Below are 12,528 nucleotides of genomic sequence, written 5' to 3'. Positions count from 1 at the left end.
GGAAAGGCGTAATGGCAACGGTTGACCGCTGGCTGCTGCCGGATGGCATCGAAGAGGTACTGCCGCCGGAAGCTGCGCGCATAGAAGTGGCGCGTCGTCAGGTGTTGGATCTGTTTCAGAGCTGGGGCTATGAGTTCGTAGTCACTCCGCACATCGAATACCTTGAATCACTGCTCACAGGTGCTGGCCAGGATCTGGATCTGCGCACCTTCAAAGTGGTCGACCCGCAATCGGGTCGGCAGATGGGCTTCCGTGCGGACATCACCCCGCAGGTCGCCCGCATCGACGCGCACACCCTGCGCCGCGAAGGTCCGAGCCGTCTGTGCTATGCCGGTAGCGTGCTGCATGCCCAGCCGCGGGCGCTGTCGTCCTCGCGAAGCCCGATTCAACTGGGCGCCGAGTTGTACGGCGATGCCAGTCCGAGCAGCGATGTCGAAGTCATCAGCCTGATGCTGGCTATGCTGAAACTGGCAGATGTTCCCGACGTCCATATGGATCTGGGGCATGTGGGTATCTACCGTGGGCTGGCTCGTGCGGCCGGTCTCTCCGGTGAAGTCGAGCAACAGCTTTTTGACGCATTGCAGCGCAAGGCCATCGCCGAAGTCGTGGCGCTGACCGAGAATTTGCCAGCCGACCTGGCAGCCATGCTCCGTGCGCTGGTCGATCTGTGCGGCGGCAGTGAAGTGCTGACCGCTGCTCGTGATCGACTGACCAAGGCGCCGGCGCCGGTTATCGAAGCGCTGGATGACCTGGTGGAAATCGCCGAACGTCTGTCGGCACGCTTCCCTGATCTACCGTTGTACTTCGACCTCGGCGAGCTTCGGGGCTATCACTACCATACGGGCGTGGTGTTCGCGGTATTCGTTCCGGGCGTCGGCCAGTCGATCGCTCAAGGCGGTCGCTACGATGACATCGGTGCGGACTTCGGTCGTGCGCGACCGGCAACGGGCTTCTCCACCGATTTGAAAACCCTGGTCACGCTGGGGCAGGCACAGATCGAGCTACCGTCTGGCGGTATCTGGATGCCTGACAGCACCGATGCGGCACTCTGGCAGAAAGTCTGCCAGCTGCGCAGCGAAGGTCAGCGCGTGGTTCAGGCCTTGCCGGGCCAACAGGTCTCGGCTGCGAAAGAAGCCGACTGTGATCGGCAATTGATTCAGCACGGCGAGCTTTGGCAGGTAATGCCGCTGGCCTCTTGAGTTTTCCAGTCGGCTGCAGCCGGCACCAAGTTTGCGTGAATGAGGACAAGTGTTATGGGTAAGAATGTCGTAGTCCTGGGCACCCAATGGGGTGATGAGGGCAAAGGCAAGATCGTCGATCTGCTGACCGAACATGCTACCGCGGTAGTTCGCTATCAAGGCGGCCACAACGCCGGTCACACGCTGGTGATCGATGGCGAAAAAACCGTTCTGCACCTGATCCCGTCCGGCGTGCTGCGCGAAGGCGTTCAGTGCCTGATCGGTAACGGTGTGGTCGTGGCGCCTGATGCACTCATGCGTGAAATCACCAAGCTGGAAGAGAAGGGTATTCCTGTGCGCGAGCGTCTGCGCATCAGCCCGTCCTGCCCGCTGATCCTGTCCTATCACGTAGCGCTGGACCAGGCGCGTGAAAAGGCCCGTGGCGAGCACAAGATCGGTACTACCGGTCGTGGCATCGGCCCGGCTTACGAGGACAAGGTTGCACGTCGTGGCCTGCGCATTGGTGATCTGTTCCACCGCGAGCGTTTCGCTGCCAAGCTGGGCGAGTTGCTGGATTACCACAACTTCGTACTGGTCAATTACTACAAAGAGCCCGCGATCGACTTCCAGAAGACGCTCGACGAGTGCATGGAGTACGCCGAACTGCTCAAGCCGATGATGCTCGACGTCACCGCTGCGCTGCATGAAATGCGTCGTGCCGGCAAAGACATCATGTTCGAAGGTGCGCAGGGTTCGTTGCTGGACATCGACCACGGGACCTACCCGTACGTCACCAGCTCCAACACCACTGCTGGCGGTATCGCCACCGGTTCCGGTGTGGGTCCGATGTTCATCGACTACATTCTGGGTATCACCAAGGCGTACACCACCCGGGTTGGTTCCGGTCCGTTCCCGACCGAGCTGTTCGATGACGTGGGTGCTTTCCTGGCCAAGCGTGGTCATGAGTTCGGCGCTACTACCGGTCGTGCCCGCCGTTGTGGCTGGTTCGACGCCGTCATCCTGCGTCGCGCCATCGACGTCAACAGCATCTCGGGCATCTGCCTGACCAAGCTGGACGTTCTGGACGGTCTCGAAACCATCAACATCTGTGTTGGCTACAAGAACGCAGATGGCGCAGTCATCGACGAGCCGACCGATGCCGACAGCTACATCGGTCTTGAACCGGTGTACGAGCAAATGCCAGGCTGGACTGAATCGACCCTGGGTGCCAAGACCCTGGAAGAGCTCCCAGCCAACGCCCGTGCTTACATCGCGCGCCTGGAAGAGCTGGTTGGCGCGCCGATCGACATTATTTCGACGGGCCCGGATCGCAACGAAACCATCGTTCTGCGTCACCCGTTCGCTTGATAAGTCGTTGAAAGATAAATAAAGGGTCGCCTCTGCGGCCCTTTATTTTGCCTGTTTGATCCGCGTCATCGGAACGGCACGACCCTTGCTGTAAATACCGTCATAAAAGATGCCATCATTTTAGTGGCGTTTGTTGTGAGGGAGTCTCCAGTGTCAGCCGTCCTTTCGCTTCTTCGCAGTCGTTTGCTGCGCCCTGTATTCATTGCTCTTGGCATTGCGCTTTTGGTGCAAGTGCTAGTGGCGGTCGCCCTCACGCGGAGCACCGTGACTGCGCTGGAGGCTGATCTTGCCACGCGTCTCGGGGTAGATTCGCAACACTTGTCCGCGGAGCTCGAGCAGGCTAGCCGTGACGTAACGTCCAGCCTGGATAGCCTGTCGCAAAATACCCGTCAACGTCTGAGCACCGGACTGTCCTTCCGTCTGAAGGATGAGCAGAAGCAGTTGCGTGCGACGCTCGAGAAAGACCTGAAAGACTCGGCTACCGATATGGCGGAATTACTCGCCGCCGTAGCCCCTCGCGCGATGTGGGACGGAGATACCCCGACGTTGTCCGAATTCGCCCGACGTGCCCAGCGCAATCCCAACGTGTTGTTCGTCGTGTACGACGACGCGCAGGGAGAGCATCTGACGCGCTATTTGAATCGCGACAACGAGTCGATCAAGTCGCTTCTGGCTAAAGGAGAGGGCGAGCGGGCCATGGACAAAGTGCTCAATGCCGCGCAGAAAGACCCTTCCGTTTACTACGTCGAAGCGTCGATCAGCCCCAATGGGGTGGAAATCGGCAAGGTGCGCATGGGCGTCTCGACTGCCACCGTTGAAGAAAACCTTGCAGCGCTGGACAAGCGTTTCACGGCGTTGATCGGCAGCGGTGAGCAGTTGGTGTCGGAGAGTCTTGGCGGCGCTGCGGCTGAGAGCTCAGGTGCTTTGCGCTCCCGCTTGCAGACGGCACAAACGGCCGCCGCTGCTATGGCAACCAACACACGTTCCACCGTCCAGGAGGCGGCGGCAACGTTGCGCTGGAGAATCGGCCTCGGCCTGGCATTGGTCGGTCTGGGCGTGTTGCTGGCGTTGGCGGTCGTTCTGGGGCGTCGGGTCGTGTTGCGCCTGCGGTTGCTCAATCGCGCGCTGGACGATCTTGCAGCGGGTGAAGGCGATTTGACCAAGCGCGTGAAACTCAACAGCAATGATGAAATCGGCGACATGGCTGCGGCGGTAAACCGTTTCGTCGACAAATTGCAGCCTATCGTTCGCGAGGCGGGAGACGTCGCGCAGCAGACGGGTGTGGAAATCGGAGCGATGAGCAAGCGCAATGCCGGGGCCGGCGCCGCTGCCGAGCTGCAGCGCGATGAGGTTGCAGCCAGTCTTCAGGCGCTGTCGCAGATGGCGGACGAGGCGCAGGCCGAGAGCCAGGCGATGCAGGCGGCTTTGCGGCAGGTCATCGATATACGTCAGGCCACTGATGAAAACACCCGGACGTCGAATCAGGTCGGCAATCTGATCGAGGCGCTGGCCGGTCAGGTTGAAAACGGAGCGGATGTGATCGAGCGGTTGGCGCAGCAAAGCGAACAGATCGAAGTGGTGCTGGAAGTCATTCACGGCATCGCCGAACAGACGAATCTTCTGGCGCTCAATGCTGCAATTGAAGCCGCGCGCGCAGGTGAAACCGGGCGCGGTTTTGCCGTCGTCGCCGACGAGGTACGCGCGCTGGCCAGCAAGACGCAAAGCTCCACCGGCGACATTCAGGAACACATCGCCAAGCTGCAATCCGGCGCGAAAGAAGCCGTCGCGACGATTGGCGCAGCGGGGCGTCAGGCTAAAGAGGGCCTTGCCGTGTTGCGTGACAGTGCGCGCCTCCAGCAGACAGTCCAGGCGTCGGTCGAGCAGGTTCATGCGGCCATTGGGCTGGCAACCAGGGCGGCCGAGCATCAGGCTCAGGGCGCGCAAGCTGTCAGGGGGCGAGTGGAGGTGATTCACGCTCAAGCGGAAAAGGCGGCGCAGGCAGTGGTTGAGACCACGGCAAGCGGCAAGACGCTGGATAAGCTTGCGGCGCAGTTAAAGGCAAGCCTGGGGCAGTTTCGTGCGTGATTGAGTCGCGGGGATGATGCGCGTCCTGTAGCAGTCCGGCTTGCCGGCGATGGCGTTTTCAGTGGCGCTGTCGGCGGTAAGCCAGACTGGTGCAGAGACGGATATTACCTACCCCAGAAAGCACAAAACCGAGCACTTGGCTCGGTTTTGTTTTGTTTGGTGCCCAGGAGAAGACTCGAACTTCCACGACCGTAAGGTCACCAGCACCTGAAGCTGGCGTGTCTACCAATTTCACCACCTGGGCATGGCGCTGATTTAATTAGATTTTTCATTTCAATGCAACACAAATTTGCGAATTCGTAAGCGGGGAGATCAAAAATCTTCAGCGTGATGAAAGGGTTGCAGGAATTCGATGGAGGCGAGGAAGTGATCTACGCTCAAGGCTGTTTGCGATTCGCAGAATTTGCAGATCCGGAAAAACACAAAACCGAGCACTAGGCTCGGTTTCGTTGAATTGGTGCCCAGAAGAAGACTCGAACTTCCACGACCGTAAGGTCACCAGCACCTGAAGCTGGCGTGTCTACCAATTTCACCATCTGGGCAATTCGTTGATTTCATTCGACTAATTGTTCAAAAAGTCGCTTGATTTCAGCTACAACGTGGCGTGTGCCGTCGTTGTGGGGCGCATCTTACGGATGAGAAACGGGGCTGTAAACCCCCTTGGTGAAAATTTTTTGAAATAGCGAAAAGTCTCAGCAAACGCTGTCTTCGCGTTTCAATCTGGTATATGCCAAACTAATTACATACAGATAAGGTGAACTCATTCTAATGGCCGATTGGCAGTCCCTCGATCCCGAGGCCGCTCGTGAAGCGGAAAAATACGAAAACCCCATTCCCAGCCGTGAGCTGATCCTGGCGCACCTCTCCGACCGCGGCTCTCCCGCGGCTCGTGAGCAGTTGGTGGAAGAATTCGGTCTGACGACCGAAGATCAGATCGAGGCGCTTCGTCGGCGTCTGCGCGCCATGGAGCGCGATGCGCAACTGATTTATACCCGCCGCGGCACCTACGCCCCCGTAGACAAGCTGGACCTGATCCTGGGTCGCATCAGCGGCCACCGTGACGGTTTTGGCTTCCTGGTGCCTGACGACGGCTCTGATGACCTGTTCATGAGCCCGGCGCAAATGCGTCTGGTGTTCGATGGCGACCGCGCGCTGGCGCGTGTTTCCGGGCTGGATCGTCGCGGTCGTCGCGAAGGCGTGATCGTCGAAGTCGTCTCCCGCGCCCATGAAACCGTGGTGGGTCGCTATTTCGAAGAGAGCGGCATTGGCTTCGTCGTTCCGGACAACCCCAAGATCCAGCAGGAAGTGCTGGTCACGCCTGGCCGTAACTCCGATGCGAAGATCGGGCAGTTCGTCGAGGTGAAAATCACCCACTGGCCGACGCCGCGCTTCCAGCCGCAAGGCGACGTGGTCGAGGTCGTGGGCAACTACATGGCGCCCGGGATGGAAATCGACGTCGCGCTGCGCACGTACGACATTCCGCACGTCTGGCCTGAAGCCGTGCTCAAGGAAGCAGCCAAGCTCAAGCCGGAAGTCGAAGAAAAAGACAAAGAGCATCGCGTCGATTTGCGTCACTTGCCGTTCGTCACCATCGACGGCGAAGACGCTCGAGACTTCGACGATGCTGTCTATTGCGAAGCCAAACCGGGCAAGCTGCGCCTGTTCTCCGGTGGCTGGAAGCTCTACGTGGCGATTGCCGACGTGTCCAGCTATGTGAAGATCGGCTCTGCACTGGATGCCGAATCCCAGGTGCGCGGCAACTCGGTGTACTTCCCCGAGCGCGTCGTTCCGATGCTGCCGGAGCAACTGTCCAACGGCCTCTGCTCGCTGAACCCGCTGGTCGACCGTCTGGCGATGGTCTGCGAGATGACCATCTCCAAGACTGGCGAGATGACCGACTACGTGTTCTACGAAGCGGTGATCCACTCCCATGCGCGTCTGACCTATAACAAGGTCAGCTCGATTCTGGAACACCCGAAAACCGCCGAGGCCAAACAGCTTCGTGGTGAGTACAGTGAAGTGGTCCCGGATCTCAAGCAGCTGTATGCGCTGTACAAGGTATTGCTGGGCGCGCGGCACACCCGTGGCGCGATCGATTTCGAAACCCAGGAAACCCGGATCATCTTTGGCACCGAGCGCAAGATCGCGGAAATCCGCCCGACCACGCGCAACGATGCTCACAAGCTGATCGAAGAGTGCATGCTGGCGGCCAACGTGGCCACTGCCGAATTCCTCAAGAAACACGAAATTCCTGCGTTGTACCGCGTGCACGATGGCCCGCCGCCTGAGCGCCTGGAGAAACTCCGCGCGTTCCTGGGTGAGCTGGGGCTGTCCCTGCACAAGGGTAAAGACGGTCCGACGCCCAAGGATTATCAGGCGCTGCTGGAAACGATCAAGGATCGTCCGGATTATCACCTGATCCAGACCGTCATGCTGCGCTCGCTGAGCCAGGCGGTTTACAGTTCCGACAACAACGGTCATTTCGGTCTGAACTACGAGGCGTACACCCACTTCACCTCGCCGATCCGTCGTTATCCTGACTTGTTGACTCACCGCGCAATTCGCAGCGTGATCCGCTCCAAGCAGGACACACCGCACGTTCGCCGCGCCGGTGCTGCCTCGATTCCCAAGGCACGCATCTACCCGTACGACGAGGCGATACTGGAGCAACTGGGCGAGCAGTGCTCCATGAGCGAGCGCCGTGCCGATGAAGCGACCCGTGACGTTGTGAACTGGCTCAAGTGCGAGTTCATGAAGGATCGCGTCGGCGAATCGTTCCCTGGCGTGATCACGGCGGTGACCGGTTTCGGACTGTTCGTTGAATTGACCGATATCTATGTCGAAGGTCTGGTCCACGTCACTGCGCTGCCGGGCGACTACTACCACTTCGATCCGGTCCACCACCGCCTGGCGGGCGAGCGCACCGGTCGCAGCTTCCGTCTGGGCGACACGGTTGAAGTCCGCGTCATGCGCGTCGACCTCGACGAGCGCAAGATCGACTTCGAAATGTCGGAAAAGACCACCAGCGCCCCGGTTGGCCGCAAGCGCCGCTCTGCTGAGCCTGCACCTGCTTCGGTCGAGAAAGAAAAGGAAAAGGCTACGGCCTCACGCCCAAGTCGTCGCAGTGCAAGCAAAGAGCCGGTCGTCGAGGCTTATCGTCCAAGCGATGCCGCAGCGAAAAACGCTGAAGTTCGCAAAAGTCGCGAGATGAAGAAAGCCTTGTTGGCAGAAGCGAAGGGCGGTAGCAAGGCATCGTCGGGAAAGCCGTCAAGGAGTGATTCCGCTCCGGATGGCAAGTCCGCCAAACCGACCAAACACCGTAAGGGCCCGCCCAAGTCGGGCTCGGCCCCTGCTGCCAAGAGCAGTGGGTCGCGTAAACCTAAGGCCAAGTCATGAGTTCGTTGGAAAAGATCTACGGCGTTCACGCTGTGGAAGCGTTGCTGCGTCATCACCCCAAGCGGGTCAAGCAGATCTGGCTGGCCGAAGGTCGTAGCGACCCGCGGGTTCAGGTGCTGATTGATCTGGCCGCACAGAACCGTGTGTCTGTCGGCCAGGCCGAACGTCGTGAGATGGATGCCTGGGTTGAGGGCGTGCATCAGGGCGTGGTGGCGGACGTCAGTCCAAGTCAGGTCTGGGGCGAGGCAATGCTCGACGAGTTGCTGGATCGTACCGAGGGTGCGCCGCTGATTCTGGTGCTCGATGGGGTGACCGATCCGCACAACCTCGGCGCCTGTCTGCGCACCGCTGATGCAGCGGGTGCTTTGGCAGTGATTGTGCCCAAGGACAAGTCGGCGACCTTGACGCCAACCGTCCGCAAGGTCGCCTGTGGCGCCGCTGAGGTGATTCCGCTGGTGGCCGTGACCAACCTGGCCCGTACGCTGGAAAAACTCCAGCAGCGCGGTCTATGGGTGGTAGGTACGGCGGGCGAGGCGGAGCAGGAACTGTATCAACAGGATCTGACCGGCCCGACCATCATGATCATGGGGGCCGAAGGCAAGGGTATGCGCCGCCTGACCCGTGAACACTGCGATTATCTGGTGCGTCTGCCAATGGCGGGCAGTGTCAGCAGCCTCAACGTTTCGGTGGCGACAGGCGTTTGCCTGTTCGAGGCCATGCGTCAGCGCAGTGCGAAAGCGGCTGCGAAAAAGTAGTCGACTTGCGATTTCCGAAGGGGCGACTGGATTCGCCCCTTCGGCTCTGCTCCAGGCTTCAGCCCGCGAACAGCCACACGCCCGTTGCAGCCGACAGGGCTCCGGCGACCCGTACGACAGGTGCAGCTGCCGAAGGCAGATAGCGCACTGCCGCATAACCCGCCGCATGCAGCGCAGCCGTTGCCCCGACGAAGCCCAGCGCATAGCCCCACGGGCTGGACATCTCTGGCAGCTCAAGACCGTGAGCCACGCCATGGAACATCGCGAACAACGCCGTCGCGCCCACTGCCATGAACAGCGGCGGACGCACCGCCAGCGCCACCGCCAGGCCGAGCGCGAAGACAGAAGCCGCGATCCCGCTTTCCAGCGCTGGCAGCTCCAGCCCCTCAAAGCCCAGCAAGCCGCCAATCAGCATGGTGCCGACGAAGGTGCAAGGCAGTGCCCAACGTGCGGCGCCTTTCTGCTGTGCAGCCCATAGACCCACGGCAACCATGGCCAGCAAGTGATCGATCCCGCCCAGAGGGTGGCTGATACCCGCCACAAGACCGCTTTCATCATGACCGGGGTGAGCGAAGGCCAGTGCTGGAACCAGCAACAGCATGAGTGCGCCGAGCATTTTTTTCCCGGTGAAGGTTTTGCGATTCATCAATGATTTTCCTTGAGTGAATGAAATCAGGCAGCGGTCAGCAGTCCCTGGCGCTCGATGAAGGCGATGATGTCCTCGAGGCCATGGCCGGTTTTCTGGTTGCTGAACACGAACGGCTTGTCGCCACGCATCTTCTTGGTGTCGCGATCCATCATTTCCAGCGATGCGCCCACCAGTGGCGCCAGGTCGATCTTGTTGATCACCAGCAGATCGGATTTGCAAATGCCCGGGCCACCTTTGCGCGGCAGCTTGTCGCCAGCCGATACATCGATCACGTAGATGGTCAGGTCCGACAGCTCTGGGCTGAAGGTTGCCGAGAGGTTGTCGCCGCCGGACTCGACGATGATCAGGTCCAGACCCTCGAAGCGGCGGTTCAACTGGTCTACGGCCTCCAGGTTGATCGAGGCGTCTTCGCGAATCGCCGTGTGCGGGCAGCCACCGGTTTCCACGCCGATGATGCGTTCCGGGGCCAGAGCCTCATTGCGCACCAGAAAGTCGGCGTCTTCACGGGTGTAGATATCGTTGGTCACTACGGCGAGGTTGTAGCGATCGCGCAGGGCCAGGCACAGGGCGAGGGTCAGGGCGGTCTTGCCGGATCCGACCGGACCGCCGATGCCGACGCGCAAAGGTTGGCTGTTCATCAAATGCTCTCCGTTAATCTTCTTGTGCGGTTCTGGGTGATGCCGTTAAAAGCAGGTCAGGATCTAAACAGGCGGCTGTACTGGCGCTCGTGGGCCATGCTTGCCAGCGACAGGCCGAATGCGGCGCTGCCGATGTGTTCAGGGTCGAGTGCAGTTGCATGTTGTTGAGCGTTCTGCAGCAGCGGCAGTAGCTCGCTGGTCAGGCGCTGCGCAGCTTGTTGGCCCAGCGGCAGGGTTTTCATCAGCACGGCCAACTGGTTTTCCAGCCAGCTCCACAGCCACGCGGCAAGGGCGTCCTGCGGGGTGATCTGCCAGGCGCGCGCAGCCAGTGCCCAGCCGAGCGCCAGATGCGGTTCGCCGATTTGTTGCAGGAAATCCCGCGCAGGCTGATCCAGTTCCGGCAGGCCGTTAAGCAGTTGTTGGAGTGAATAGCCCATCTGCCGGCTTTCCAGATGCAGCTCGCGGGTTTCCCGACTGGCGCGATGTTCTTCGCTCAGTTGCAGCAAGGTGCCCCAGTCTTCTCGCGCGGCAGCGGTGCAATGGGCGAGCAGCAGCGGCGCTTCGAAGCGAGCGAGGTTGAGCAGCAATTGATCGCTGATCCAGCGGCCGGCACTGGCGGGGTCAGTGACAATGGACCGCTCGACGGCCATCTCCAGCCCCTGCGAGTAGCTATAGCCGCCAATCGGCAGTTGGGGGCTTGCCAGACGCAACAGCGCCCAGGCCTTGTTCATTTGCGCACGCCGAACTGATGGATACGCGGGGCGTAGTTAAAATCTTCCTCACCGGCGCGCGAGTGATGATGGCCACCGCCATAGGCTCCGTGTTCGGGTTGGAACGGTGCTTCGATGGATTCGGTGGTTGCGCCCAATTGATCGAGCATGGCTTTGAGCACGTAGTCGTCGAGCAGGCGCAGCCAGCCATCGCCGACTTGCAGTGCCACATGACGGTTGCCCAGGTGATAGGCGGCGCGGGTCAGCTCGAACGCGCTGCTGCAGGTGACATGCATNTCTTCTGCCTTGAGGAACTCGCCGTCACGCAGTGGCTGCTGGCCGCGTTCCAGGAACAGGCCGACGTCCTCGCCTTCGGCACTGAAACAGCGCAGGCGACTCTTGCTGCGGGCCTCGAAATTCAAATGGAGCTCGGCGGCCCATTCATTTTGGGGTTCGATTCGTTGATGAATCACCAGCATCGGGAAACTTCCGGCAGTGTGCGATGCGATGATTAGAGCAAGTGGCTTGCCAACTGACGGGATGGTCAGGAAATGCGAGGTTTCAGTGCAGGAGCGCGTGAGGGTGGGGCGAGGGGGTGTGGCTTATTGGTGCGCGTAATAAATGCTTGCTCCAAAGTGGTGCGTCGAGTGGTCATGCGCCAGGAGTCACTCGGTACTGCCCAGACCCTGCCAGCGCTTGGCGCCGATGAAGATGAAGCGCAATTGCTGGGTGATCTTCGCCCTTGGAGTCAGGTGCTCGGCCAGCGTCAACGAAGGAGGGTCGATCAACTCGGGCAACATGGCGAACACACTTTTGACCACCAGGTCCGCCATGACCGAGAGGTCGTCGGTGTTGAGATGGTGGAATTTGGACATCGACGCCAGATCCGTCGCGAGGTCGGCGATGATCGCCTCGCGTAGCGCACCCAACGCCTGCCGCACCTTCAGCGATCCGCCATATTGCTCACGCGCGAGAAACAGAAACTGCGAGCGATTGGCCGCGACCACGTCGAGAAAGATCCGCACCGAGGCATCGATGATGCCGCTGTTGATGTTCTCGTTGTGCCGCACCAGGCGGATGGTTTCGCGGAAGGTCTGCCCGACTTCGCTCACCAGCGCCAGGCCCAAATGGTCCATGTCGTCGAAATGTCGGTAGAAACCTGTGGGGACGATCCCGGCGGTCTTGGCGACTTCCCTGAGGCTCAGGCTGCCGAAGCCCCGCCCGCTCTCCATCAGCCCCCGTGCTGCATCGAGCAGGGCGTGGCGGGTCTGCTGTTTCTGTTCGGCGCGGGGCAGCATGCAGTGGGCGGTATCTGAAGAAAGAATGGGCAGCACTCTAACAAATGCGTTCGCGCTGCGTCGAACCCGGTTTCTTTGCGGCATGAAAAAGCCCGGCGATAGGGCCGGGCTGATTCAATGCAGTCAGCGATTCAGGAAACGCGTTGATATTGCTGCACCAGGCGGTCAGGGCCGCTTTCTGCGACGCGCTGGTAGCGGTGCGCCAGGCTGTTGCAGTTCTCTTCGGCAGCTACGCGCTGGTACTGATTGATCAGGCGATCCGGACCGTCCTGCGCCAAGGTAGGCAGACCGACTTGCTGGGCCGCTTTCACTTCGCCGAGCATCGGTTGTTCGCTGGCAGGCATCGCGAACGCGCTTGAGGCAAGGAGGGAAAGGGTCAGGGCGATCATTTGGCGTTTCATGGACAGTGCCTCTCGAAAGGGCGGGTAAGTGAACATGGGGCAATTTTACT

Annotated in this window: 9 protein-coding genes, 2 tRNA genes and 4 pseudogenes; 6 read left to right on the top strand and 9 right to left on the bottom strand. The window is 60.3% G+C overall.

Features of this window, described 5'->3' with window-relative positions:
- Positions 1-11: 11 nt before the first annotated feature.
- The 4 genes and pseudogenes from D3M70_RS22150 to D3M70_RS34300 all read left to right on the top strand — a co-directional run.
- Entirely contained in the window at positions 12-1,199 is a 1,188-nt protein-coding gene (locus D3M70_RS22150) for an ATP phosphoribosyltransferase regulatory subunit (protein ID WP_120127772.1), read from the top strand.
- Positions 1,200-1,253: 54 nt separating this feature from the next.
- The gene (locus D3M70_RS22145) at positions 1,254-2,546 is read left to right on the top strand and encodes an adenylosuccinate synthase (RefSeq protein ID WP_120127771.1); all 1,293 of its coding nucleotides are present in this window, start codon (positions 1,254-1,256) and stop codon (positions 2,544-2,546) included.
- 486 nt (positions 2,547-3,032) lie between these two features.
- Positions 3,033-3,725, top strand: a pseudogene (locus D3M70_RS34305) (methyl-accepting chemotaxis protein); the annotation flags it as partial.
- 390 nt (positions 3,726-4,115) lie between these two features.
- Positions 4,116-4,631: pseudogene (locus D3M70_RS34300) on the top strand (methyl-accepting chemotaxis protein); the annotation flags it as partial.
- A 157-nt stretch (positions 4,632-4,788) separates the two neighbouring features.
- Here D3M70_RS34300 and D3M70_RS22135 read toward each other — a convergent pair.
- Both D3M70_RS22135 and D3M70_RS22130 read right to left on the bottom strand, forming a co-directional pair.
- Positions 4,789-4,875: transfer RNA gene (locus D3M70_RS22135), tRNA-Leu, on the bottom strand.
- A gap of 211 nt (positions 4,876-5,086) precedes the next feature.
- A tRNA-Leu gene (locus D3M70_RS22130) sits at positions 5,087-5,173 on the bottom strand.
- A 226-nt stretch (positions 5,174-5,399) separates the two neighbouring features.
- Between D3M70_RS22130 and rnr the strand changes: the two genes are divergently transcribed.
- Both rnr and rlmB read left to right on the top strand, forming a co-directional pair.
- Positions 5,400-8,027 carry a ribonuclease R gene (gene rnr, locus D3M70_RS22125; RefSeq protein WP_120127769.1) on the top strand — a complete coding sequence of 876 codons (2,628 nt, stop codon included), beginning with the start codon at positions 5,400-5,402 and terminating at the stop codon, positions 8,025-8,027.
- Entirely contained in the window at positions 8,024-8,782 is a 759-nt protein-coding gene (gene rlmB / locus D3M70_RS22120; RefSeq protein WP_120127768.1) for a 23S rRNA (guanosine(2251)-2'-O)-methyltransferase RlmB, read from the top strand. The genes rnr and rlmB overlap by 4 nt, the downstream gene beginning before the upstream one ends.
- Before the next feature lie 58 nt (positions 8,783-8,840).
- Here rlmB and D3M70_RS22115 read toward each other — a convergent pair whose 3' ends face one another.
- The 7 genes and pseudogenes from D3M70_RS22115 to D3M70_RS22090 form a co-directional block, all read right to left on the bottom strand.
- Positions 8,841-9,428 (bottom strand): HupE/UreJ family protein, encoded by a 588-nt coding sequence (locus D3M70_RS22115; protein ID WP_120127767.1) that lies wholly within the window; start codon positions 9,426-9,428, stop codon positions 8,841-8,843.
- Positions 9,429-9,454: 26 nt separating this feature from the next.
- Complete coding sequence (ureG, locus tag D3M70_RS22110) at positions 9,455-10,069, bottom strand: urease accessory protein UreG (protein WP_120127766.1); 615 nt, start codon at positions 10,067-10,069, stop codon at positions 9,455-9,457.
- 56 nt (positions 10,070-10,125) lie between these two features.
- Entirely contained in the window at positions 10,126-10,800 is a 675-nt protein-coding gene (locus D3M70_RS22105) for an urease accessory protein UreF (protein ID WP_120127765.1), read from the bottom strand.
- A pseudogene (locus D3M70_RS33545) lies at positions 10,797-11,075 on the bottom strand (urease accessory protein UreE); the annotation flags it as partial. The gene D3M70_RS22105 and the pseudogene D3M70_RS33545, both read right to left, overlap by 4 nt.
- A gap of 1 nt (position 11,076) precedes the next feature.
- Positions 11,077-11,258: pseudogene (locus D3M70_RS33540) on the bottom strand (urease accessory protein UreE); the annotation flags it as partial.
- A 186-nt stretch (positions 11,259-11,444) separates the two neighbouring features.
- Positions 11,445-12,077 (bottom strand): TetR family transcriptional regulator, encoded by a 633-nt coding sequence (locus D3M70_RS22095; RefSeq protein ID WP_120127763.1) that lies wholly within the window; start codon positions 12,075-12,077, stop codon positions 11,445-11,447.
- Positions 12,078-12,208: 131 nt separating this feature from the next.
- Positions 12,209-12,478 (bottom strand): hypothetical protein, encoded by a 270-nt coding sequence (locus D3M70_RS22090; RefSeq protein ID WP_133306507.1) that lies wholly within the window; start codon positions 12,476-12,478, stop codon positions 12,209-12,211.
- Between the last annotated feature and the right edge of the window lie 50 nt (positions 12,479-12,528).

Source organism: Pseudomonas sp. LS-2, from assembly GCF_003605735.1.
Taxonomy (GTDB): domain Bacteria; phylum Pseudomonadota; class Gammaproteobacteria; order Pseudomonadales; family Pseudomonadaceae; genus Aquipseudomonas.
This window is presented reverse-complemented; position numbering and strand designations above follow the sequence as displayed.

Bases quoted from the DNA above. Each gene is read 5' to 3' on its own strand.
- rlmB (WP_120127768.1), top strand. From the start codon at position 8,024: ATGAGTTCGTTGGAAAAGATCTACGGCGTTCACGCTGTGGAAGCGTTG.
- D3M70_RS22150 (WP_120127772.1), top strand. From the start codon at position 12: ATGGCAACGGTTGACCGCTGGCTGCTGCCGGATGGCATCGAAGAGGTA.
- D3M70_RS22115 (WP_120127767.1), bottom strand. From the start codon at position 9,428: ATGAATCGCAAAACCTTCACCGGGAAAAAAATGCTCGGCGCACTCATG.
- ureG (WP_120127766.1), bottom strand. From the start codon at position 10,069: ATGAACAGCCAACCTTTGCGCGTCGGCATCGGCGGTCCGGTCGGATCC.
- D3M70_RS22095 (WP_120127763.1), bottom strand. From the start codon at position 12,077: ATGCTGCCCCGCGCCGAACAGAAACAGCAGACCCGCCACGCCCTGCTC.
- D3M70_RS22145 (WP_120127771.1), top strand. From the start codon at position 1,254: ATGGGTAAGAATGTCGTAGTCCTGGGCACCCAATGGGGTGATGAGGGC.
- D3M70_RS22090 (WP_133306507.1), bottom strand. From the start codon at position 12,478: ATGAAACGCCAAATGATCGCCCTGACCCTTTCCCTCCTTGCCTCAAGC.
- rnr (WP_120127769.1), top strand. From the start codon at position 5,400: ATGGCCGATTGGCAGTCCCTCGATCCCGAGGCCGCTCGTGAAGCGGAA.
- D3M70_RS22105 (WP_120127765.1), bottom strand. From the start codon at position 10,800: ATGAACAAGGCCTGGGCGCTGTTGCGTCTGGCAAGCCCCCAACTGCCG.